The 22,527-nt window shown below is 71.4% G+C and carries 23 protein-coding genes and 2 pseudogenes; 17 read left to right on the top strand and 8 right to left on the bottom strand.

Annotated features, from left to right (window positions below):
- Positions 1-42 precede the first annotated feature (42 nt).
- Positions 43-648, bottom strand: a complete 606-nt coding sequence (locus ACFHWS_RS06550; RefSeq protein ID WP_416567819.1) for an alpha/beta fold hydrolase — start codon at positions 646-648, stop codon at positions 43-45.
- A 489-nt stretch (positions 649-1,137) separates the two neighbouring features.
- Here ACFHWS_RS06550 and ACFHWS_RS06545 point away from each other — a divergent pair, with 489 nt between their 5' ends.
- A complete protein-coding gene (locus ACFHWS_RS06545) occupies positions 1,138-1,581 on the top strand; it encodes a hypothetical protein (protein ID WP_416567818.1) in 444 nt (147 codons plus the stop codon).
- Between the two features lie 232 nt (positions 1,582-1,813).
- Here ACFHWS_RS06545 and ACFHWS_RS06540 read toward each other — a convergent pair whose 3' ends face one another.
- A complete protein-coding gene (locus ACFHWS_RS06540; protein ID WP_416556981.1) occupies positions 1,814-2,002 on the bottom strand; it encodes a hypothetical protein in 189 nt (62 codons plus the stop codon).
- Between the two features lie 101 nt (positions 2,003-2,103).
- Between ACFHWS_RS06540 and ACFHWS_RS06535 the strand changes: the two genes are divergently transcribed.
- The 12 genes and pseudogenes from ACFHWS_RS06535 to ACFHWS_RS06480 all read left to right on the top strand — a co-directional run.
- Positions 2,104-2,790: a choice-of-anchor M domain-containing protein gene (locus ACFHWS_RS06535; protein WP_416567817.1), complete on the top strand. Its 687-nt coding sequence runs from the start codon at positions 2,104-2,106 to the stop codon at positions 2,788-2,790.
- Between the two features lie 29 nt (positions 2,791-2,819).
- Positions 2,820-3,473 (top strand): choice-of-anchor M domain-containing protein, encoded by a 654-nt coding sequence (locus tag ACFHWS_RS06530; protein WP_416556927.1) that lies wholly within the window; start codon positions 2,820-2,822, stop codon positions 3,471-3,473.
- 171 nt (positions 3,474-3,644) lie between these two features.
- Complete coding sequence (locus ACFHWS_RS06525; protein WP_416567816.1) at positions 3,645-5,219, top strand: anchored repeat ABC transporter, substrate-binding protein; 1,575 nt, start codon at positions 3,645-3,647, stop codon at positions 5,217-5,219.
- 31 nt (positions 5,220-5,250) lie between these two features.
- Positions 5,251-6,162 carry a choice-of-anchor M domain-containing protein gene (locus tag ACFHWS_RS06520; RefSeq protein WP_416567822.1) on the top strand — a complete coding sequence of 304 codons (912 nt, stop codon included), beginning with the start codon at positions 5,251-5,253 and terminating at the stop codon, positions 6,160-6,162.
- Positions 6,163-6,188: 26 nt separating this feature from the next.
- Positions 6,189-6,941 (top strand): anchored repeat-type ABC transporter ATP-binding subunit, encoded by a 753-nt coding sequence (locus ACFHWS_RS06515; protein ID WP_416556978.1) that lies wholly within the window; start codon positions 6,189-6,191, stop codon positions 6,939-6,941.
- Positions 6,941-7,858, top strand: coding sequence for an anchored repeat-type ABC transporter permease subunit (locus ACFHWS_RS06510; protein ID WP_416567815.1), 918 nt, complete (start codon positions 6,941-6,943; stop codon positions 7,856-7,858). The genes ACFHWS_RS06515 and ACFHWS_RS06510 overlap by 1 nt, the downstream gene beginning before the upstream one ends.
- Positions 7,859-7,951: 93 nt before the next feature.
- Entirely contained in the window at positions 7,952-9,421 is a 1,470-nt protein-coding gene (locus ACFHWS_RS06505; RefSeq protein ID WP_416567814.1) for a choice-of-anchor M domain-containing protein, read from the top strand.
- 90 nt (positions 9,422-9,511) lie between these two features.
- Positions 9,512-10,630, top strand: coding sequence for a WxL protein peptidoglycan domain-containing protein (locus ACFHWS_RS06500; protein ID WP_416556931.1), 1,119 nt, complete (start codon positions 9,512-9,514; stop codon positions 10,628-10,630).
- The gene (locus ACFHWS_RS06495; protein ID WP_416567813.1) at positions 10,627-12,345 is read left to right on the top strand and encodes a TIGR03773 family transporter-associated surface protein; all 1,719 of its coding nucleotides are present in this window, start codon (positions 10,627-10,629) and stop codon (positions 12,343-12,345) included. The genes ACFHWS_RS06500 and ACFHWS_RS06495 overlap by 4 nt, the downstream gene beginning before the upstream one ends.
- Positions 12,346-12,445: 100 nt before the next feature.
- A pseudogene (locus ACFHWS_RS06490) lies at positions 12,446-12,706 on the top strand (type B 50S ribosomal protein L31).
- A gap of 121 nt (positions 12,707-12,827) precedes the next feature.
- On the top strand, positions 12,828-13,202 hold the full coding sequence (locus ACFHWS_RS06485) for a sensory rhodopsin transducer (protein ID WP_416556933.1): 375 nt from the start codon (positions 12,828-12,830) through the stop codon (positions 13,200-13,202).
- A 13-nt stretch (positions 13,203-13,215) separates the two neighbouring features.
- Positions 13,216-13,341 (top strand): annotated as a pseudogene (locus tag ACFHWS_RS06480) (TetR/AcrR family transcriptional regulator); the annotation flags it as partial.
- A 274-nt stretch (positions 13,342-13,615) separates the two neighbouring features.
- On the opposite strand, the gene ACFHWS_RS06475 reads toward ACFHWS_RS06480, so the two are convergent.
- Positions 13,616-13,744 (bottom strand): hypothetical protein, encoded by a 129-nt coding sequence (locus ACFHWS_RS06475; protein ID WP_416556934.1) that lies wholly within the window; start codon positions 13,742-13,744, stop codon positions 13,616-13,618.
- 95 nt (positions 13,745-13,839) lie between these two features.
- Between ACFHWS_RS06475 and ACFHWS_RS06470 the strand changes: the two genes are divergently transcribed.
- A complete protein-coding gene (locus ACFHWS_RS06470) occupies positions 13,840-14,085 on the top strand; it encodes a hypothetical protein (protein WP_416567812.1) in 246 nt (81 codons plus the stop codon).
- 4 nt (positions 14,086-14,089) lie between these two features.
- Here the strand turns inward: ACFHWS_RS06470 and ACFHWS_RS06465 are convergent, their stop codons facing one another.
- From ACFHWS_RS06465 to ACFHWS_RS06455, 3 genes are read right to left on the bottom strand one after another with little or no spacing between them, the layout of a single operon-like run.
- On the bottom strand, positions 14,090-14,764 hold the full coding sequence (locus ACFHWS_RS06465; protein ID WP_416567811.1) for a class I SAM-dependent methyltransferase: 675 nt from the start codon (positions 14,762-14,764) through the stop codon (positions 14,090-14,092).
- A complete protein-coding gene (locus ACFHWS_RS06460; protein ID WP_416567810.1) occupies positions 14,761-15,516 on the bottom strand; it encodes a TIGR04282 family arsenosugar biosynthesis glycosyltransferase in 756 nt (251 codons plus the stop codon). Before ACFHWS_RS06460 ends, ACFHWS_RS06465 begins: the two co-directional genes overlap by 4 nt.
- Entirely contained in the window at positions 15,513-16,187 is a 675-nt protein-coding gene (locus tag ACFHWS_RS06455) for a glycosyltransferase family 2 protein (RefSeq protein ID WP_416556938.1), read from the bottom strand. The genes ACFHWS_RS06460 and ACFHWS_RS06455 overlap by 4 nt, the downstream gene beginning before the upstream one ends.
- 144 nt (positions 16,188-16,331) lie before the next feature.
- Between ACFHWS_RS06455 and ACFHWS_RS06450 the strand changes: the two genes are divergently transcribed.
- A complete protein-coding gene (locus ACFHWS_RS06450; protein ID WP_416567809.1) occupies positions 16,332-17,726 on the top strand; it encodes a hypothetical protein in 1,395 nt (464 codons plus the stop codon).
- A gap of 45 nt (positions 17,727-17,771) precedes the next feature.
- Here the strand turns inward: ACFHWS_RS06450 and ACFHWS_RS06445 are convergent, their stop codons facing one another.
- The gene (locus ACFHWS_RS06445; protein ID WP_416567808.1) at positions 17,772-18,860 is read right to left on the bottom strand and encodes an NAD-dependent epimerase/dehydratase family protein; all 1,089 of its coding nucleotides are present in this window, start codon (positions 18,858-18,860) and stop codon (positions 17,772-17,774) included.
- A 115-nt stretch (positions 18,861-18,975) separates the two neighbouring features.
- Here ACFHWS_RS06445 and ACFHWS_RS06440 point away from each other — a divergent pair, with 115 nt between their 5' ends.
- Positions 18,976-20,310 carry a molybdopterin-dependent oxidoreductase gene (locus tag ACFHWS_RS06440; RefSeq protein ID WP_416567807.1) on the top strand — a complete coding sequence of 445 codons (1,335 nt, stop codon included), beginning with the start codon at positions 18,976-18,978 and terminating at the stop codon, positions 20,308-20,310.
- Positions 20,303-20,845 (top strand): hypothetical protein, encoded by a 543-nt coding sequence (locus ACFHWS_RS06435; protein WP_416567806.1) that lies wholly within the window; start codon positions 20,303-20,305, stop codon positions 20,843-20,845. Before ACFHWS_RS06440 ends, ACFHWS_RS06435 begins: the two co-directional genes overlap by 8 nt.
- A gap of 54 nt (positions 20,846-20,899) precedes the next feature.
- Here the strand turns inward: ACFHWS_RS06435 and ACFHWS_RS06430 are convergent, their stop codons facing one another.
- Complete coding sequence (locus tag ACFHWS_RS06430) at positions 20,900-22,426, bottom strand: catalase (protein ID WP_416556943.1); 1,527 nt, start codon at positions 22,424-22,426, stop codon at positions 20,900-20,902.
- Positions 22,427-22,527 lie beyond the last annotated feature (101 nt).

The following is a 22,527-nucleotide window of genomic DNA, read 5'->3' as shown; positions in this document are numbered from 1 at the left end:
TGCGGGCATCGCTGGTGTTCCTCCCAGGTTTCGATGTCTCCATCAAACCCGGTGCGGGACAGTCAGGACAGGCGATGGATGTTCGCCCGGTCCATGCATCATCCGCAGCAGGCGAGCACTACGGCTGCTGGTCGGTTGGGTCAGCCATGGCAGGGTCGCGGCCAACACTCCGGCAGTAACGCGTAACCGGACGACGCCAGCCGGCGAAACGAGAACCCGACCCACGACTCGTGGCGAGTCGCAGGCCAGCGCGATACCGCCGCCGAGGGAGTGGCCGACGATCACCACCGGCCCGATCGCCGCTCGGTCGAGAAACTCGCCAAGCCATCGGCCATACCACGCCAGCCCTCCCCGGTCCGGACGCTCGGCCGCGCTGAGACCGGGTTGTCCCGGAACGTCCAAGACCCACACAGGCCACCGCTGCGCCAACGTTTCCGTCAACGGCAGGCACGTCGCCGCGTTGAAGTTCGTACCCGGCAGCACGACCACGGACGGCGCCCCCTCACCGGCGGACACCACATGCGTATCGCCCCTGCTGGTTGCCACCGAGAACCGCTGGTGCGGCACCGTCCAGCGATCAAGCTGATCAGAACACCAACCCTGAAGCCGGCTTTGTCCCTGGACACTGCGGTAGATGGAAGTCACCATCCCACTATCTCCCACCGCCTAGTGCCGTGACCACCCCCTCCTGGATCAACCAGGTCGAACGCTGGTTCGGCCACCTCACCGAACAGAAATCCGGCGCAGCGTCCACAAGAGCGTCCAAGCCCTGAAAGCCGACATCCGTTCCTGGGTTGCCGACTGGAACACCAACCCGCGACCGTTCACCTGGACCAGGACCGCCGAAAAGAATATCGAGTCACTCGCCCGATTATGTGGGCGAGTTTCCGGTGCAGGACGCCAGAAGGGTCATTTGAAACTTGGTCGACCCTCATGAATGTTAAGCTGGGTGAGATTTGAAGTCGGTCGCATCACGGGGGAGTGTCCGGAGTAGACGCAGCGGCCGGGATCTTGTAGATCATCTTTCGTGGTGAAGTTGATCGAGGGCCAGTCGCTGCGCTGTGAATGTATGACAGGACTTCCCGCTGACCGGCTCGCCGACCTAATCGGCAGGGTACGTGAGATCGTCGGCGATGAGTGGGAGACCCGCCGGTCGGGCGTCCGCATGTGTTGCCGCTGCCCACGGCGGTGATCGCGGTACTGTTCGGGCTGCGGCACAACCTGCCCGACGAGGTCCTCGGCGAGGTCCTCGGCTGTTCCCAGGCGACCATCACCCGCCATCACCAGATTCTACGGCCGATCCTGCGCTGGGTCACCCGACCCGAGGTCGATCAGCGTCTCGACCAGGCTCACCGGGACGGTGTGCTGGTCGACGGGTTCGTCGCCCCGGTCGGCGAACGCGAGGACCACCACGGCCCGTTCTCCGGCAAGAAACACATGTGCGGGCAGAACGTGCAGGTGCCGACGGCCGACGAGCTCGACCCGACGACCAGTACATCGTCGACGGCACGCTGCTTCCCTGCTGGTCGTGGCGCACGCACCGCTGTCTGTACTCCGGCAAGCACAGGACCACGGGCATGAGCGTCCAGGTCGCCCGCGCCCTCGACGGCGCGCTCGCCTGGGTCTGCGACCCGGTCACCGGCAACCGCCACGACTCGTACGCGATCAACGACACCGGGTCCTCGTCACCCTGAATCCCGCTGACTGGATCGACGCCCTGCGCGACGACCTGCTGGTTGAGATCGCCCGGCTGGACACCATGGTCACCCTGGTCGACGCGCCCCACCTGATCGCCCAGTTGCGGGCCGGGGAGTCACTGCAGCAGCGTGGACTGGCGGCGTACGGCACTGGACGCCGCGCTACTCACCGGCACGGAACTGGCGGCGGCGGTGCGGGACTGGCGGCCGGGCTGGGCGCTTGGAGCACGTTGCCGGATCCGTTTACTGAGTGGGATCCCGGTGAGCTGGACGAACACCTCGGTGGGCTGGACGAACATGGACATGTGTCGAGCCAGACAGTACAGACGCCTATCGCAGCTAGATGAAAACGATTACCGTTAGCTCCCGGTGGTCCATCGGGGATCACCGGGAGGGAGTCTGTCTCGTGTTGACCGCAACCCGCCGTCGGGCCACCGGTGCACTCGTCACCGCATCGGCGATGATCGCCGCACTGGTCGTTTCGGCCGCGCCGGCGCAGGCCCACGGCGCTGGCTTGCCGGTGGTCCTGTCCGCCGGCCACGTCGACGTGATCGAAGTGGAGTACGAGGACGGCGAGCTGGAGCCCGGCGTCCACGACGACACCGTCGAGCCCGGCGAGCACCGCCACCACGACGATGTGATCTTCGTCGTCAAGCCCGAGGCGAAGACCACTGTTCCCAGCGACCCGGCCTTCGCCTTCCTCGGCACCGCCGGCACGCCGGTGTGGATCCTGCCGCAGGTGGAGAACGAGGACCTGCTGTTCGCCGGCATCGCCACCGAGGAACTGGAAGCGGGCGTCTTCGAGGGCGACTCGGTCGACCTGACCGTGCAGCAGCTGATCAGCGCCCCCAGCTCCGCCAAGATGGCGATCTACACCGAGGACCTGTTCGGCCTGCCGACGGTGCTGGCGAACAGCCGCGACGGGCTGCCGGACGTCGTCGACCTGTCGGTCGGCGAGCACCTGCACGTCAACTGGGCGTTCAGCAAGGCCGGCGTGTACCTGCTCAAGGTCAAGGCCAGCGCCACCCTGGCCGGCACCACGACCGTCGTCGAGTCCGACTCGGTCTACCTGCGATTCGTCGTCCTGCCCTGATTCGGGCCGGATCGGAAGGGAGCAGCGTGATGAACACCTCCACCCGTCGGGTGCTGGCGGCGGTCGCGTCGAGCATGCTCGCGGCGGCGCTTGCGGTCGCCGTACCGGCGGCGGCGCAGGCCACGGCCATCGAGTTGACCAGCGGCCACGTCGACGTTCTGGACATCGATCACGTCGCGGGCGGGCCGATCGAGCTTACCGTCGGTGACGACACCGGGTCGACCTTCGTCGAGCGGGATCCGTCCACCGTGGTCTTCGTGGTGCCGTCCGCCGCGTACACCGCCGTGCCGTCCAGTTCCGCGTGGTCGTTCCTCGGCACCGGAGGGTACGCCTACGTCCTGCCGCAGACCAACACCGCCGGCCTGATCTGGGCCGGCTGGGACACCACCGGGGTGGCCAGCGGCGCCCTGCAGTTCAACCGGGTCACGGTCAAGCTGACTGACGTGCAGGGGCCTGGTGGGTTCAGCGTCTTCACCGCCTCCGGCGGCACCCCCACCGTGCTGTTCGACAGTGGCAACGGGCTGCCGGACAGCCTGAACGTAAACCGCAACACCCACGCCCACGTCAACTGGGGCTTCGACGCTGCCGGCACGTACGTGGCGACGTTCGAGGTCAGTGGCGTACGGGCGTCGAACGGGCAGTCGGTGAGCGCCACCGAGGAGTTCACCTTCGAGGTCGGCTGACCCTCTGCCGACCCCCGGCAGACGATCCGGCGGGTGTCCCTCGACCCATCGTCCGGCCGGTGCTGATCGTCACCTTTGTGGCACCGGCCGGACGCTTCAATCGAGATGACAACGGTTATCGTTTGCGTTACTGTGCGGTGCGCAGGGGACGATGCGGAGGCAGGTGGGACAGTGCGTGTACGGGGACTCGTCGGGTCGGTCCTGCTGGCGGTCGGCCTGACCGGCTGCGCGGCCCCGCCGACGCTGAGCGCCGCTGACGACCGTCTCCAGGTCGTCACCACCACCGGCATTCTCCGGGACCTGGTCGACAACGTCGGCGGCGACCGGGTCGCGGTCGCCTCGCTCGTCCCCGACGGCGCCGACCCCCACTCGTACGAGCCGTCGCTGCGAGACGTCCGTAACGTCGTCTACGCCGACGTCGCCTTCAGCAACTACCTGCTGCTGGAGGAGCACGCGATCATCAAGGCGCTCGACGCCAACCTGCCCGGCGGCGTACCGAACATCTCCCTCGCCGAAGGTGCCGTCAAGTACGCCGCCGAGATCATCCCGCTGGTCGAGGACGTCGCGCTCGACACCATCTGGCTCGGCATGCGGGTACGTGGCACCGGCGAGACCTACGGCGCCGACCGGGCCTCCGACATCCTGCTGCAGAGCATCGCCGTGACCGGGCCCGGCACGATGGCCGCCTACCTCACCGAGCCGTTCGGCAACCCGGCCGTCTACCTCGACTCGGCCGACGGGTTCGACGCCGCCACCGGTTACCGGGCCGACACTGCAACCCTGCCGGCTGACGCGCACACCCACATGAGCTGGGCCTTCACCGAGCCGGGCGTCTACCGGCTCACCATGTCGGCGCGGCTGGCGGTCAGCCCCGACAGCCGCCCGGTCGCCCTCGGGGAACAGGCCTTCACCTTCGCCGTCGGCGTTGACCCGCACAGCGTGCCCGGCATGGCCGGCGCCGAGGTGCTGCGCGGCGGGCACGCCGACATCACCGTCGACCTCGACGCGGCGGCGCGCGGCGAACCGGCGCTGTACCTGTACGCCGACCCGCACGCCGACGGTGGTATTCACCAGCAGGTGCACGACCCGGGCGACACCGTCATCGAGGTGCCGAACAAGGCCCGCGCCCAGGTACCGGCCGGGCGGGACTTCCGGTTCCTCGGCCGCCCCGGCACCGAGATCTTCCAGCTGCCCCAGGCGGTGCTCGGCAAGCACGTACATGGTGAGATCGACCCGCATCTGTGGCAGAACATCCGCAATGTGATCGCCTACGTCGAGCTGATCCGCGACACCCTGACCGGCGTAGACCCGGCCGGTGCCGCCGAGTACCGCCAGCGCGCCACCGCCTACATCGCCGAACTGTCGGCGCTCGACGACCACGTCCGCCAGACCATCGCGCGAATCCCGCCCGGCCGACGACACCTGATCACCACCCACGACGCGTTCGGTTACCTCGGGGCCGCGTACGACGTGCAGATCTCCGGCTTCGTCACGCCACATCCGGCGGCCGAACCGAGCCTGGCCGACCGGCGTCGGCTCACCGAGACGATCCGCAACCTGCGGGTGCCGGCGGTGTTCCTGGAGCCCAACCTGCGGTCGCGGTCGTCGACGTTGACCGAACTGGCCGACGACCTCGACGTGCGGGTCTGCGGAATCTACGGCGACACCTTCGACGACCGGGTGACCAGCTACATCGAGTTGATGCGGTTCAACGCCGAGTCGCTGCTCGACTGCCTGGCACCATGAGGAGGCATCAGTGAATTCGATCGGTCTGTCGATGGCCGTCTCCGCGCTGTTGGCGATGACGCTGGCCGCCCAGCCCGCATCGCCCGTTGCCCAGCCGTCATCGCCCGATCCGGCGCTGGACCAGTCGATCGCCCCGGATCAGCCGGTGGCCGCCGAACCGGCCGTGCTCGACGCCGGCCACGTCGACCTGGGGCCGCGCTACGTCGACGACGAGTGGACCCTGCTGATCCACGACGACGCCGCGACGCCGGTGTGGCGGGATCCGGACCGGACCGTGCTGCAGGTCACCGCCGCCGCGCTGCGGGCCGTCCCGGACGATCCGACGTACGGTTTCCTCGGCGTACCGGCCGGCACTGACGTGCACGTGGTGCCGCAGGTGCAGCACCCTGACGTGGTGTGGGTCGGCTGGAACACCCAGGACCCCCGGGTGATGCAGACCATCGACCGGGGCGTGACCCTGGAGCTGGCCGACGTGGACGGTCCGGGCGAGGTCGTCATGTACCTGCAGGACGGCACGTTCAGCGAACCGCAGGTGCTGTGGCGCTCCACCGAGCCGCCCGGCCAGCCGATGTGGGTCGAGGTCAACACCCACACCCACGCCAACTGGGTGTTCACCGCCCCCGGTGTGTACCTGATCGCCGTCCGGGCCAGCGCCGACCTGGTTGGTGGCGAGCGGGTCTCGGCCACCCGGCACCTACGCTTCGCCGTCGGCGACGCGACCAGCACCGACGAGGCGCTGGCCGCGCAACCCGGCGAGGTCGCGGCACTGCCGCCCGCCGGGTCGGATGACGCCGCGTCGGCCGACGACGTCGGTGGCACCGGACCGTGGCCGGTCATCGGCCTCGTCGTGGTCGCCGTCGTGCTGGCCGGCGCGCTGGTCGTCGTGGTGCTGCGCGGGCGGGCGGTACGGCGTCGGGTCGAACAGGAGCGTGCCGGCTCGTGACCGCGCTCGCCGTACACGATCTCGACGTGGACCTCGGTGGCCGCCCGGTGTTGCGCGGTGTCCGGCTGCACGTCGACCCGGGGGAGCTGGTCGGGTTGATCGGGCCCAACGGCGCCGGCAAGACAACGCTGTTGCGCGCGGTGCTCGGGCTGATCCGGATCCGGTCCGGGCAGGTGCTGGTCGACGGGGTGCCGAGCCGGCCGGGGCGGTGCGCGATCGGGTACGTGCCCCAGCGGCACGAGTTCGCCTGGGAGTTCCCGATCTCGGTGCAGGAGGCGGTGCTCAGCGGCCGTACCGGTCGGATCGGCCTGCTGCGGCGAGCGGGGGCGGCCGACTGGCGGGCCACCGCCGAGGCGATCGACCGGGTACGCCTGGGCGACCTGCGCCGCCGGCCGGTCGCCGAGTTGTCCGGCGGCCAGCGCCAGCGGGTGCTGGTGGCCCGCGCGTTGGCGTTGCAGCCGGCGTTGCTGCTGCTCGACGAGCCGTTCACCGGGCTGGACATGCCCACTCAGGAGCTGCTCGGTGAGCTGTTCACCGGCCTGGCGGCCGAGGGTACGCCGTTGTTGATGACCACGCACGACCTGATCGGGGCGATGGATGCCTGTTCCCGGCTGGTGCTGCTGAACCGGCGGGTGATCGCCGAGGGCAAGCCGACCGACCTGCGGGATCCGCAGCTGTGGATGCGGACGTTCGGGATCAGTGAACGGTCACCGTTGCTGCGTCTGGTCGGCGTCGACACCGCGGCCGTGGCCGCCGCGTCCAGCGAGAGGACCGGCTGATGCCGATCACCGAGTTCGTCGCCGACCTGTTCAATCCGGACTTGGCGTTCCTGCCGAAGGCGCTGCTGATCGCGGTCATGTCCAGCGTGGTCTGTGGAGTGGTCGGCTGCTACGTGGGGCTGCGTGGGATGGCGTTCATCGGTGACGCCGTGGCGCACGCGGTCTTCCCCGGGCTGGCGGTCGCCTTCGTGCTGCAGGGCAGCCTGGTGCTCGGCGGCGCGGTCGCCGGGATCGTGACCGCGTTGCTGATCGCGGTGTTCGCCCAGCGTCGCCGGCTCAAGGAGGATTCCCTGATCGGGGTGTTCTTCGTGGCCGCCTTCGCCCTGGGCATCGTGATCATCTCGCAGGCGCCGGGGTACGCCGGTTCGCTGCAGCAGTTCCTGTTCGGCTCGATCACCGGCATCCCGGACCGGGACCTCTACACGGTCGGCTTCACCGGGCTGGCCATCCTGACCGCGCTGTTCCTGCTGCACAAGGAGCTGGTCGCGGTCAGCCTGGACCGGGAGTCCGCCCGGTCGGTCGGATTGCCGGTCTTCTGGCTGGACATCGGGCTGTACGCGCTGGTCACCCTGGCTGTGGTGATCTCGTTGCAGACGATCGGCAACATCCTGGTCCTGGCGTTGCTGATCACTCCGGCGGCGGCGGCCCGGCTGCTCACCGACCGGCTCGGCGTGATGATGCTGCTCGCCCCGGTGATCGGCGGCGGTTCGGCGCTGGTGGGGCTGTACCTGTCGTGGAGCTACGACCTGCCGGTAGGCGGCACGGTCGTGCTGGTGGCGACCGGGGTGTTCCTGCTGGCCTGGGTCTTCGCCCCGCGTCACGGTCTGGTCGCCCGGTGGCGGCGGCAGCCGGCAGGGCCCGACGAGGCGCAGGTCACACCGGTGCTGGCAGAGGTGGCCGAACGGCCGATAGGGTAATGAAAACGATTGTCGTTACGGTTTGGTGGGGCTTCCGCCCCGCCACGACCACGTCCCGTACCGTCCACAGTGCGGGCGAGGGAGGAACCAAGAATGAGAACGACAGGTGCTTTCACGCTCGCGGCCCTGGCCGGCGCGGCGGTGATCGCCGGCGGTGTGCTGCTGGCGCCGACCGCTGCGGCTGCCGCCGAGCAGGTGGTGCTCGCCAAGGGCCACGCCGACGCGGTCGACTTCCACTACCACGACGGTGAACTGTCCCTGGAGGTCCACGACGACACGGTCAGCCCGTCGGTCAACCGCGACCCGGCCGACGTGACCTTCCAGGTGCTGCCCGAAGCGGCCACGGCCGTGCCGGACGACCCCCGGTTCGCCTTCCTCGGGCCGGCCGGATCGCAGATCTGGCTGCTGCCGCTGACCCAGGACCCGGACCTGCTCTGGCCCGGCTGGAACACCACCACCCTCGGCTCCGGCGTCTTCGCCGGCGACAAGGTCCAGTTGAGCCTCGTCGAGGTCACCGGACCAGGCGCCGTCTGGGTATTCACCCAGGACAGCTTCGGCGGCCCGATCATGAAGTTCCGCAGCGACGACGGCCTGCCGGACGCCATCGACGTACCGATCCGCACCCATGCGCACGCCAACTGGGCGTTCAGCGCGCTGGGCGCCTACACGCTGACCTTCCAGGCCGACGCGACGCTGACCGACGGCACGACCGTCAGCACCGGCCCGGTCGACTACGCGTTCGTGGTCGGCGAGCTCGACGGCACCGGTCCCGAGACCGTGCTGAGCATCGCCGGCATGGCCGACGAGTACCAGCCCGGCGACACCGTCACCCTGCAGGCGATGCAGACCCCGCAGACCGAGCTGGACCACTACCACTGGTTCAGCCGCTGCCCCGGCAGCGACGACTTCGCCATCATCGGAGGCGAGGCCGGCGCGTCCTACAGCTTCACCGCCACCCGCGAGCTCAACGCCTGCGAATACCAGGTGAAGCTCTACGACGACAACCACAGCGTCGTCGCGATCAGCGCGGAGGTCTGGCTCTGGGTGGCCTTCACCCCGACCGACCCGGAGGCATCGCAGACCATCACCGCGTCGATCGACCCCACCCAGGGCGCACTGGTGATCAGCGTCGACCCGGACGACCGCAGCGTCGTCCTGCCGCCGGCGCAGCTGACCAGCGGTGGTGACAGCTGGGAGAGCGCCGGAAGCCTGCGCCCGGTCACCGTCACCGACACCCGGGCCGGCGCCCCCGGCTGGAGCGCCGGCGGTCAGCTGCCGGACAACTTCACCGGCCCCGACGGTGCCACCTTCAGCTCCGGCTACCTCGGCTGGACCCCGCAGGTGGTCGACCAGTCCGCTGGTCAGGGCGTCGTGGCCGGACCGGTCGTCGAGCCATACGTCGTCGGCGTCGGCGGCGGACTCGGCAGCAGTGCCGTTCTCGGCTCGGCGCCGACCGGCGTGGGCCGGGGCACCGCGACTCTGTCGGCCGGCCTGCAGCTGCGTCTGCCGACCGAGACCGTGCCCGGCACCTACACCGCGACTCTCACCCTCACCGCGATCTGAGGATCGCACCAGGGAACGGGCCGGGCGACGACACCGTGCCGCCTCGTCACCCGGCCCGTCCCACGCCCTCCGCGAAACGGACCACCCCGCATGCGTACGCCAGCAGCCCTGCTCGCCGGTTTCCTCGCCGTCGCCGTCGTGTCGACGGGCCCGGTCGCCGGCCCGGCGACGGTCGGATCGCCGAGCTACACGCCCCTCGCGGCGCAGTCCCTCACCTGGGGCGTCGCTCCGTCCAGCCCCGACGGGCCGAACGGCCGGCCGGCGTTCGAGTACAAACTGGATCCGGGTGCCACTCTCACCGACTACGTGGCGATCACGAACCACTCCGACCAGCCGATCACCCTCGACGTGTACGCCAGCGACGCGTTCACCACCGAACAGGGCGGCTTCGACCTGCTGCCGGCGACCGGGGAACCGGTCGACGTCGGTGCCTGGGTGACGTTCGAGTCCGGCACCTTCACCGTGCCGTCGATGTCGCGGCTGGACGTGCCGTTCACGATCGCGGTGCCGGACAACGCCACTCCCGGCGACCACCCCGGCGGCATCGTCGCGTCGCTCACCGGCACCGGCACCGACGCCGAGGGCAACCAGGTGGCGGTCGACCACCGGGTCGGCTCCCGGATCTACCTACGGGTCACCGGGGAACTCCAGCCGGGTCTGGACGTCGGGGACCTGTCGACGACGTACGAAGGCACCTGGAATCCGATCGGCGGCGGCACCGTCACGGCAAGCTTCACCGTGCGCAACACCGGCAACGTACGGCTCACCGGGCAGCCGCAGCTGACCGTCGCCGGACCGTTCGGGCTGGCCGGGCGCAGCGTCGACGGCGATTCGCTGCCGGAGATCCTGCCCGGCGAAAGTTTCCGGACCACGATCCGAGCCGCCGGCGTACCGCCGATGTTCCGGCTCGGCGCGCGGCTCACCGTCGCACCGACCGCCGTCACCGACGAGGTGCTCGACCCGGCTCCGGCGACCATGATCGGCGAAAGCGACGTGTGGGCCGTCCCCTGGCCGCAGTTGGTGATCCTGCTGGTGATCGGGCTGGCCAGCTGGCTGGTCGTCGCCCGCCGCCGCCACGCCCGGCGACGGCGGGCAGCACAGCTGGAACAGGCCGTCGCCGCCGCGCGCGAACAGGGTCGCGCCGAGGCCGTACGCAACCGCGCGGTCACCGATGCCACTGACGACAAGACGACCCAGGGGACCTCATGATGATGATGATCCACCGCCACACCGGTGCGGCGACGCGTCGCCGGTGCGCTGCGGTGCTGGCTATCGGTGCACTGGCCGCGGCCCTGACCGCGCCGGCCCCGGTGACCGCCGCACCCGCGACCGCCGTGCCGCCGACGTCTCCGCCGCCTACCGTGCCGCCGACGTCTCTGTCGGTGAGCGCTGCCGGGGCCGACCTGGTGGCGGTCGCGATCGACGGCGAGACGCTGTCGGTGGTCACCCGAGTGGCGTCCGGGCCGGCCCGCGCGGAGTCGGTGACTGGTCGAGGAACTTCCGGCGTCGGCCGGCAGCCGGCGACGGTGGTCTTCGGACCGGCGGGCGGCGTGGCGGTGCGGACACCTGACCATCCAGCATTCCGGTTCCTCGGAACGCCCGGTCGGCTGATGTGGGCACTGACCGGTGGCGACACCGATTTTTCGTACCTGGACACGAGGGCGTTGCCCCGCGGGGCGGTCCGCGGCGACACCATCGAGCTGTCGCTGCGTCAGGTCGACGGCCCGGGTGGATTCGCCGCCTATACCCTCGGTGGGCTCGGCCAGCCGACGCCGTTGTTCGGCACCCTCGACGCGATGCCGCGTACCGCCCGGCTTCCGACAGCGACCAGGACCGGCGGTCTGGTCTGGCTCTTCGACGCCGCAGGCGAGTACCGGCTGACGCTGTCGGCGGCCGCGACGTTGGCCAACGGCACCGAGGTGACGGCCGACGCCGACTATCGGGTGCTGGTGCCGCGGCTCGACGAAGCGCGGCCCGACCCCGCAGACACCCGGCCGGTGCCGGCCCCGGCTCCCGCTCCGGCGGCAGACCTGGCGAGGGTGTCCGGTGCCGCCTCGGGCGACGGCGTACCGCTCGGTGCCGATTCGCCGTCGGCCGGCACCCCCGCGCGGGCGCTGGCGGCGGGTGCCGCACCGGCGGCGACCAGCGCCGCGCCGCCGCTCGCCGCAGCGGCTCAGCAGGACGGGTCACGGGTGGTGATCGACGACGGTCATGTCGACATGGGTCCGGATCTCACCGGCGAGAACTGGACGATCCGCCTCAAGGACGACACCGTCTCGCCCCCGGCGTGGCGCGAGCTCGCCGACGTGGTGCTGCACGTCATGGACAACGCGAAGATCACCGTTCCGGACGACGCCGACTTCCTCGGTGCGCCCGGGGACGAGGTGTGGCTGTTGCCGCAGGGGCAGCGTTCCGGGATCGTCTGGCCGGGCTGGAACACGCAGCATCCGTCGGTCGTGGCCGGGGTTCGTGGCCCGGTCACCTGGACTTTTACCGGTGTCGACGGCCCCGGCCGGTTCGCGCTGTTCCTGACCGGGTCGTTCGGCGAATCCGAGGTGCTGTTCGATTCGTCGGCCCGGCTGCCGCAGCAGCTCGACATCCCGATCAACACGCACGCCCACGGCAACTGGGCGTTCAGCGAGCCCGGCATCTACCGGCTGGCCTTCGAGATGTCGGCCACTACGTCGTCAGGATCGACGGTCACCGACTCGCGCTCGCTCACCGTGGCGATCGGTGACGCGACGGACCCGGACACGGGCTTCGGGCCCGGCGACGACAACCCGGGTGGTGGCTCCGGTGACGGGAGACTGCCGCGGACCGGATCGTCGTGGCACCTGCCGGCCACCGGAGCCATCCTGGTGATCGCTGGCGCGCTGGTGCTGTTCGCGACGCGTCGGCGACGCGCCGATCAGTGCTCGTCGTAGTGATCGCCGTGGGACACCATGTCGTGGCCACAGTCGGGACCATGCGTGTGGTCGGCATGCGACTCGGCTGTCACGTGCTGGTCCGTGCCGGGGAGGAAGCCTGATATCCACCCTAAGTGCGGTTTTCCGGGATCGAAGTGCGGACTTTGCGTTCTTGACCCGATCGACCGCGACCAGCCAGAAGACGATCGAGTGGACCGACGGCCAGACGTACTAGGTGGTCGACGTGGAGATCTCCTCGGCCAGCCACCCGTTCTGAACGGGTCGGCAGCGCCTGCTGGACAGCGCCGGTCGAGTGGAGAAGCTTCGTCCCAAGTACGCCCGGAAGAAGCGCCCGGAGGGCGACGCGACGGCCGGCTAGCGTGAGCAGCCGCCCCCGCGCTTCCCGGTGTGTCGTGGCCGGGTTTGCCGCGCCGGTCGCCGGGTAGCCGGTAGGCGCTGGTAGTCGCGACCGTAGCGGCAGTGGCCGGCGAGGAGGCGTGATGGCTGGCATCGGTGCCCGCGTCTGGGCGGTGGCCGGGGGGCGGATCCCGCCGGTTAGCAACGGCGACGAGCCGGAGTTCACCAGCTTCGACCAGCTCTGCCTGCTCAACGCCGGCGACGTCGATGCCGAGGTCGAGCTGACCGTGTACTACGACGATCAGGAGCCGGCGGGGCCGTACCGCTGGGTGGTGTGGGCGCGCCGGATCCGGCACGCCCGGCTCAACGACCTCGTCGACCCGGAGCCGATCCGGCTGGGCCGACCGTTCGGCTGCGTACTGACCTCGTCGGAGCCGGTGGTGGTGCAGTTCCAGCGGCAGGACACCCGGCTGCCGGGGGTGGTGGCGTTGACCGACGCGACCCCGTACGCCGGGTGAGGGCCGGCGTATCCGTGGCTGCCTGTTCATCAACACCTTCGGCGAACTGGGCGGGACCACGCCGCACGTCGCCGGTTTCGTCCGGGCGCAGAAGGTCGAGTTCCAGCAGCGGGTGGCGGCACTGGTCGCCGAAGCCGGCCGAGTCGAACCGCCAGTAGCCGACGGTGGTGTGGCGCAGCACCGCGACCGGCGGCCGGGGAGCGGCCGGCGGCACCGGTGCGAACCGGTTGGAACCGGGCCGCGAAGTCGACCTCGACGCTGAACCGGTCGACCGGGCCGGTCAGCTCGACCGTCTCGGCCTGCAGCGGCGTGCGCATGGCCGGATCCCGGGTCTCGGAGTGTTCCGGCTGGTGGGTACGCAGGGGATCGTCAGTCACCCGAGCAACGTCGCGCCCGGTAGTGAGCGCCGGGCGTCAGTGGCTGAACGACGTCTGCGACCAACGGAAGATCAACTCGGTGGGGCAGGCGGCCGGTCCACCTGGGCGGCGGTGCCGGGTGCCGGGTGCCGCGCCGATGCCGGCGAGCGTGTTGTTGTCCCCCACGGCGGCAACGTGCTCAGCCGCCCGGGTACGCCACTGTCGCTCCGGCAGTCGCCGGTGTTCCAGGAAGAACAGCGACAGGTGACCCCCGGCGGCAGGTGCAGCCGGCCATCGACCACTTCGACGCCGACGAACTGGTCGAGCTCGCCGTGGTCTGCGCGGTCGCGTCGATGCTTCAGCGGTTCGCCGCGCTGACCGGCCCGGCCGTCGAACCGCAGGTACGCGAGTTCCTCGCCCGGGCCGATCTGTCGGCCGATCCACTGGTGCTGCGCTACCCGGTGTCGGACGGCCCGGTGTCGGACGGCCCGGTGTCGGACGGCCCGGTGTCCGCCGGCGGGCGGTAGCCACTCACCGCGACACCGCCAGTTCGCCGAACCAGCGGCCGGCGTCGCGGAAAACCTCCCGGACGGTCAGCCCACCGGCGGCCGCAGCGGCCCGTACCGCGTCGGTGTCCAGCCGTGCCCACCGGAACGCCGGCCCCAGCCGGGGCCGGCCTCCGGCGGCGGTGCTGACCACGTGCGCGTACCCGCGCCACAGCCCGACCCCGGGCGGATCCAGCTCCACCAGCAGGGTGCCCAGCGGATGCAGCAACGACCGGCACCGGCGCAGCAGCGCCACCGGGTCGCCGCCGATGCCGATGTTGCCGTCCAGCAGTACGGCGTGCCGCCACCGGCCTTCGGCGGGCAGCCGGTCGAACAGGTCACGGTGGATCGCCACCCCGCCCCGGGCCCGGGTCAGCGCCACCGCTCGGGCCGACACGTCCACCCCGACGGCGGTCACCCCGGCCCGGGTCAGCGCCACCGTGACCCGGCCCGGCCCGCAGCCCAGGTCCAGGGTCGGGCCACAGCACCGGGCCACCACCGCATCGGTCGTCGGTTCCACCGGCCCGTGCCAGCGCTCCACCGGCAGCCGCCAGCGGACCCCGTCACCCTGCACCAGCCAGTGTCCGCCGGCCGCCGGAGCCAGCAGCGCGGCGGCGAAACCGTGGTCCGCCGCGTACCGGCCGGGCACGCTGGCGGTCACCGTCGCGCCCCGACGGCAGGCACCGGTATCCGGGCCAGGGCCGGCACGCCCACCGCCGCCACCTGGCCGGCGAACCGGCTGCCGGGGACCGCGTCGGCCACCGCCAGCGCGTCGCGCCACTCGTCGACGTCGCGCAGCACCGGCAGTGGCGCGACCCGCAGCCCTCGCGCGCGCAGCGCCGACCAGGTGTCGCGCCCGGTGTGCGAGGTCGACATCGGCACCCGCCGCAGCACCTCGGCATGCCGGGGATCGGTCAGACCCAGCGCCCACCAGCCGCCGTCGGCCGCCCAACCGAGCACCGCGCCGGTGCCGGCCCGCACCCCACCCGCCTCGGTCGGTGCCCCACCGGCGACGGTCAGCGTCTCGACGGCGGCGGTCAGCGCCGCGCCGGTCAGCTGCGGAGTGTCCATCCCGATCTGCAGCACCGGCCGACCCAGGTACGCCGCCGCCACGTCGGCGTGCGCGTTGGCCAGCCGGTCGGCGAACCCGTCCCCGCGCTGCGGCAGTACCCGCCAGCCGGCAGTCGCCACGACCAGCTCCTCAGCGGCACCCGGGTACGCGTCGGCGTCGGTCAGCCGGCCGGCCAGCGCCAGCACCGGCGTCACCGCGCCGGCCGCGCGGACCGCGTCCATCGTGTCCAGCAGCGCGGCGGTGGCGATCCGGGCAGCCTGCCCGGGGGTGGCCGGCGGGCAGAGCCGGGTCTTCACCAGCCCGGCCACCGGTGTCTTCGCCATCACCAGCAGGACGGTCACCGGGTACCGTCCACGGTGCGCAACACCCGACCGAAGTCGCGGGTCGCCCGCAGCGTGCCGCGTACCGAGCCGGACACCTTCGAACGGGTGCCGGCCGCCCGGGGCGCGTACGTCACGTCCAGCTCGACGATGCGCCACCCGGCACCGGCGGCCCGGATCATCAGCTCCAACGGGTAGCCGAAGGCCCGGTCGGTGACCCCGAGCGAGAGCAGCGCCTCGCGGCGAGCCACCCGGATCGGGCTGAGGTCCCGCAGCGGTACGCCGCGCTGCCGTAGCAGCGCCGCGACCAGCGCCGTACCGGCCCGGGCGTGCCAGGGCCAGACCCGCGCCGACACCGGTCGGCGGCGTCCCACGGTCAGCTCGGCGTGCCCGTCGGCGACCGGACGCACCAGCGCCGGCAGCTCCGTCGGATCGAACGACCCGTCCGCGTCGAGTACGCAGACCAGCTCGGTCTCGGCGGCCAGCAGGCCGGTGTGCACGGCGGCCCCGTACCCGCGCCGCGGCTCGTGCACCACCCGCGCGCCGTGTGCGGCGGCCACCTGCTGGGACCCGTCCCGGGACCCGTTGTCCACCACCACCGCCCGGTAGCCGGGCGGCAGCGCGGCGAGTACGCCCGGCAGGGCGGCTGCCTCGTCGAGGCAGGGCAGCACCACGTCGATCGGTGTCGGCATACCGCCGACGCTAGGACGAACCGCCCCCGACCGGGTGGCGTTCCGCGCTTACGGAAGTCTTACGGGCGGCAATTCTTACCGGAGGGTTACGGTCTGGCCGTTGCCCGGCCCGGGTGCCGGCGCAGGCCGTACCGTCCGTTGGTCATGACACCAGAATCCGCCACCCGGCGGTCCGGCCGTGCGGACCTGACCGTGCTCGGGGTCGAGTTGGCGCTGATCGCCGCCGCCGTCGTCGTCGGTGTGGTGCTCAACCGGCGTGGCGTCGGACTCTACGCCGAGACCGCACCGCTGTACGCGTTCTGGCGTCCGCACGTCGGTTGGGGCACGCCGCTCGCCGTCGCGGTCGCCGTCGTGGTCGTCGGTTGGGGGGTACGGTGGGCGCGCACCGCCGGCTGGGCGCGGCTGCTCAGCGTCGGGTACCTCGCCGCGGTGGCCTGGATTCTGTCGCTGGCCCTGATCGACGGCTGGACCGCCGGGGTCACCGAACGCCTCACCAACCAGGCCGAGTACCTGCACGAGGTGCACCGAATCACCAGCATCCCGGTGATGCTGGCCGGGTTCAGTGACCGGATCATCGACTTCCAGCCCGGCTCCTGGTCCACGCACACCGCCGGCCACCCGCCGGGGGCGCTGCTGGTCTTCGTCTGGCTGGACCGGATCGGCCTCGGCGGTGGCACCGCGGCCGGCCTGGCCTGCATCCTGATCGGCGCGACGATGGTGGTCAGCGTGCCGGCGACGCTGCGTCGGCTCGGCGCCGAGGACGCCGCCCGCACCGTCCTGCCGTTCCTGGTGCTGCTGCCCGGCGCGGTGTGGATCGGCTCGTCCGGCGACGGGGTGTTCACCGGGGTGGTCGCCGCCGGGCTGGCCCTGCTGGCCGCCCGCCACCCGGCGGCGCTGCTCACCGGCGGCCTGCTGCTCGGCTTCGCGCTTTACCTGTCGTACGGGTTCGTGCTGGTCGGGCCGTTGGCGTTGGCGGTGCTGGTGACGCGGCCCGGCCGGTTCCTACCGGCGCTGCTGATCGCCGGCACCGGGGTGGTGGCCGTCGTGGCCGCGTTCACCGCCGCCGGTTTCTGGTGGTGGGAGGGCTATCAACTGGTCGTCGAGCGGTACTACCAGGGCTGGGCGGCCGAGCGTCCGTACAGCTACTGGGTGTGGGCCAACCTGGCGGCGATGCTGCTCTCCGCCGGCCTGGTCGTCGGGCCGGCGCTGCGGCGCACGATCGGGGCGGCCCAGCAGGCGGTACGCCGGGCCGCCCCGACGATACCGGCGGCCGGCGTGTCCCGCGGGCGGCGGCTGCTCGCCGGGTTGCGGGCCGCCGCGCGACCGATGGTGGTGCTGCCGCTGACAGCGGCCGCCGCGATCGTCGCGGCCGACCTGTCCGGGCTGAGCAAGGCCGAGGTGGAGCGGATCTGGCTGCCGTTCGTGGTGTGGCTGCTGGTCGCCACGGCCCACCTGCCGGCCGGCGCACGCCGCTGGTGGCTGGCCGGGCAGGCGACGACCGCGCTGGCCGTCAACCACCTGCTGCTGACCTTCTCCTGACCGGATCCCCGGCCGGCGCCAGTAGCGCCGGCCGGGGATCCGGCTTCAGGCCGGCACCTGCAGGGCAGCCGGTTCACGCGGCAGCGCGGCCGACTCCCGCAGCGGGTCGGTGGCGAACGCGGTTACTCCGTCGGCGAAACCGACCTGGGCGGTGAAGCCGAGCAGTCGCGCCGCCCGACCCGGGTCGGCCACCACATGCCGTACGTCCGCCGGCCGGGCACCGCCGACGATCGCCGGCTCCGGCCCGCCCATCGCCGCCGCCAGCTGTCGGGCCAGCTCACCGACCGGGTGCGGTTCACCCGAGCAGACGTTCACCGGGACCATGCCGGCCGGCTGGTCGGCGACCATGGCCAGCAGGTTTGCCCAGGCCACGTCGGTGACGTGGACGAAGTCCCGCTGCTGCCGGCCGTCCTCGAGCACCTGCGGTGCCCGCCCGCCGGCCAACGCCGACCGGAACAGCGACGCCACTCCCGCGTACGGGGTGTCGCGTGGCATCCGGGGGCCGTAGACGTTGTGGTAGCGCAGCGCCCAGCCACCGCCGCCGGTCTGCCGCGCCCACGCCGCCGCCAGATGCTCCTGGGCGAGCTTGCTCGCCGCGTAGGTGCTGCGCGGCTCAAGCGGTGCGTCCTCCGGCACCCGTGTCCAGCGGAGTTCACCGGCGCACTGCGGGCAGCGGGGGTCGTACCGGCCGGCGGCCAGGTCGTCAGGGCGGCGTGGCGCCGGCCGGACGACGCCGTGCCCGGCACAGGTGTAGCGGCCTTCGCCGTACACCACCATCGAGCTGGCCAGTACCAGTCGGGTCACGCCGGCCCGGTGCATCGCGGCCAGCAGTACCGCGGTGCCGTAGTCGTTGTGCCCGGCGTAGGACGGCGCGTCCGACGGGTCGAGGCCGTGGCCGACCACCGCCGCCTGGTGACAGACCACGTCGACGCCGGGCAGCAGCCGGTCCAACAGTTCGCCGTCGCGAACGTCGCCGCGTACCAGGTCGTGCCGGCGGACCCAGTCGGGTGGCTCGTCGCCGTGTGCCTGCGGCAGCAGCGCGTCCAGCGCGACCACCTCGTGTCCCTCGTCGACCAGCAGGTCGGCGACGTGCGATCCGATGAACCCGGCCGCGCCGGTGAGCAGTATCCGCATCCGCTCACGGTATGGCCGGCCGGTAGGTCGCCGGTCCGGTTCCGGCCAGCCGTCAGAATTCCGTAATCGTCGAACCGGGCCCTGACCCGGTCGTGGCGAACTAGCGTCCCGGTACATGGCCGCCACCACCGATCCGGCACCGGACCCCGGCTCCGGCCCCGCCTCCGCCGGTCCCGCCTCCGCCGGCCCGTTCGACGTTGCCCACCGCTGGCGCAGCCCGCTGCGCGGCCCCTGGCTGACCTCGATCCTCGGCCTCGTTCTGCTGATCGGCCTGCCAGTCGTGATGATCACCGGGCTGCTCGACTACATCGCCTACGGGCCGCAGTTCGGTCAGGCGTTTCCGCGCGACGTCGGCTGGCTGCGGCTGCCGTACTTCGACTGGCCGACCCGCCCGTCCTGGCTGTTCCGGGTCAGCCAGGGCCTGCACGTGGCGTTGGGGATCGCGCTGATCCCGGTGATCCTGGCCAAACTGTGGTCGGTGATTCCGAAACTGTTCGCCTGGCCGCCGGTGCGGTCGGCGGCGCAGGCACTGGAGCGGATCTCCCTGCTGCTGCTGGTCGGCGGAATCCTGTTCCAGACCGTCACCGGTGTGCTCAACGTGCAGTACGCGTACCTGTTCGGGTTCGACTTCTACACCGCGCACTACTTCGGGGCGTGGGTGTTCACCGCCGCGTTCGTCGTCCACGTCGTACTCAAGCTGCCCCGGATGATCACCGCGTTGCGGTCCCGGCCGCTGCGTGCCGAACTGCGCACCTCGCGGGCCGACACCCGGCCCGAGCCGCCCGATCCGGACGGCCTGGTCGCCCCGCGGCCCGCCCCGGCGACGATCAGCCGCCGGGGAGCGCTCGCCCTGGTCGGCGGCGGGTCGCTGCTGCTGGCCGTGCTCACCGTCGGGCAGAGCCTGGACGGCCCGTGGCGGCGGCTGGCCCTGCTGCTGCCCCGTGGCCGACCGGCCGGTGACGGACCGAACGGCTTCCCGGTCAACCGCACCGCCGCGGCGGCCGGGATCCGGCCGGCCGACACCGGCGACGGCTGGCGCCTGGAGCTGCTCGGCGACGACGGCCGGGTGGTGAGCCTGAGCCGGGAACAGCTGCTCGGCATGCCGTCGCACACCGCCCGGCTGCCGATCGCGTGTGTGGAGGGCTGGTCGACCCTGCAGACCTGGACCGGGGTACGGCTGCGCGACCTGGCCGCCGAGGCCGGAGTGCCCGAGCCGGCGTCGGCCCGGGTCACCTCGATCCAGCGCGGCGGCCTGTTCAACAAGGCGACCCTGCAGGCCAACCAGGTGCTGGACCCCGACTCGCTGCTGGCGCTGCGGGTCAACGGCGTCGACCTCTCCCTCGACCACGGCTTTCCGGCCCGGATCATCGTGCCGGCGCTGCCCGGCGTGCACTGCACCAAATGGGTGGCGACCATCGAGTTCAGCGGCGACGGTGACGGCAATGGGTGACCGGAGCGGGCAGCTGGTGGCCGGGCGGCTCCGGGCCGGCTATGGGGCGCCGTGGTGGCACCTGCTGTTGCTGGTCGGATGCTTAGCGGTCGCCGGCTGGGTGGTGCTGCGGCTGGCCGGCGAGGCGACCGCCGTACGGATGCTGATCTGGTTCGTGGCCGCAGTGATCGTGCACGACCTGGTCATGTTCCCGGTCTACGCGGCCGCCGACCGGGCGCTGCTCACCGCGACCCGGTCCGCCGCCGCCACCCGGTCCGCGACCGCGGCCCAGGCGGATGTCGGGAACGGTAGCCGTCCGGCCCGGCTGTCCGTGGCGAACCACGTCCGGGTGCCGGCGCTCGGCGCGGCGCTGCTGTTCGTCGTCTACCTGCCCGGCATCCTGCGGCTCGGCGGCGGCACGTTCACCGCCGCGACCGGCCTGACCCAGCAGCCGTACCTGACTCGCTGGCTGCTGGCCAGCGTCGCGATGTTCGCCGTCAGCGGGCTGTGGCTCGCCGTCCGCCTGTACCGCGTCCAGTTGCGGGACCGCCGATGATCAAAGCGTCGGGTCGAGGTCCGCCGGTCCGCCGGTCCGCCGTACCGCCACGGGTCAGGCCTTGGCCTGCATGCCCGACCGAGCGGGATTGGCCTGCTTGGCCGCTTTTGGATCCTTTTCATCCTGCTTGGCCCGCACTCCGGCGGCCACCCGGTCGCCGATGTTCTTGTCGACGTTGCGCCAGTACCCGAAGGCACGTTGCAGCACCGGTTCGCTCACCCCGTTGAGCAGGTGCCCGACGATGTTGTCGACCAGCCGGTCGCGGGCCGCGTCGTCCAGCACCTGGCGAACCATGGTGCCGGCCTGCCCCCAGTCGTCGTCCTCGGCGTGCGACGAGTACGCCGCCCGGACCATCTCGCCGTCGGCGTACCAGGTGCCGCCGTCGTCGGTGAGATTCGGCTGCGCCTGCGGTCCGCCGTACGAGTTCGGCGCGTACACCGGGTCGGTGACGTTGCGCACGCGCATCGCGCCGTCCTTCGAGTAGCTGTGCACCGGCACCTTGGGCGAGTTGACCGGGATCTGCCGGTAGTTGACGCCGAGCCGGGCGCGGTGCGCGTCAGCGTAGCTGAACCCGCGGGCCAGCAGCATCTTGTCCGGGGACAGCCCAGTGCCGGGTACCACGTTGTTCGGCTCGAACGCCGCCTGCTCCATCTCGGTGTGGTAGTCGGTGACGTTGCGGTTCAGGGTCAGCCGGCCCACCTCGTGCAGCGGGTAGTCGCCGTGCGGCCACACCTTGGTCAGGTCGAACGGGTTGAACCGGTACGTCCTGGCCTGCTCGAACGGCATCACCTGCACGTACAGCGTCCAGGACGGGAACTGCCCGGCGGCGATGTGCTCGAACAGGTCCCGCTGGTGGTAGTCGGTGTCGGCCGACGCCATCTGGTCCGCCTCGTCCTGGGTGAAGAACTCGATGCCCTGGTCGGTCTTGAAGTGGTATTTGATCCAGAACTTCTCGCCCCGCCTGTTGATCCACATGTACGTGTGGCTGCCGTACCCGTTCATGTGTCGCCAGGTACGCGGAATGCCCCGGTCGCTCATCAGCCAGGTGACCTGGTGCGCGGATTCCGGCGACAGGGTCCAGAAGTCCCACTGCATGTCGTGGTCGCGCAGGTTGTTGTCGGCCCGGCGTTTCTGCGACCGGATGAAATGCTGGAACTTCATCGGGTCCTTGATGAAGAAGATCGGCGTGTTGTTGCCGACGATGTCGAGGTTGCCGTCGCTGGTGTACAGCTTCACGGCGAAGCCGCGCGGGTCGCGCCAGGTGTCCGGGCTGCCCCGTTCCCCGGCGACGGTGGAGAACCGGACCATCGTTTCGGTCTCGGTGCCGGGCTGGAAGACCGCCGCCCGGGTGTACGCGCTGACGCCGCCGGTCACCTGGAACGCGCCGAACGCGCCGCCGCCCTTGGCGTGCGGCTGCCGCTCCGGGATCCGTTCCCGGTTGAAGTTCGCCATCTGCTCGATCAGGTAGTGGTCCTGCAGCAGCAGTGGGCCGTTCGGGCCGACGGTGAGCGAATGCTCGTCGCTGGCGACCGGCACCCCGGCGTCGGTGGTGGTCGGTGGGCGTTGTCGCTGGTCGGTCACGAGCTCTCCTCGGGTCGGCGGCAAGTCCGTGCGCTACTGGCACCCATACCCAACCAACGACGCTCTCAGCCCTGCGTGCTCGGCCGCCGGGCCCGACACCG

The organism is Micromonospora sp. LOL_013 (assembly GCF_048060315.1).
GTDB lineage: Bacteria > Actinomycetota > Actinomycetes > Mycobacteriales > Micromonosporaceae > Micromonospora_E.
This window is presented reverse-complemented; position numbering and strand designations above follow the sequence as displayed.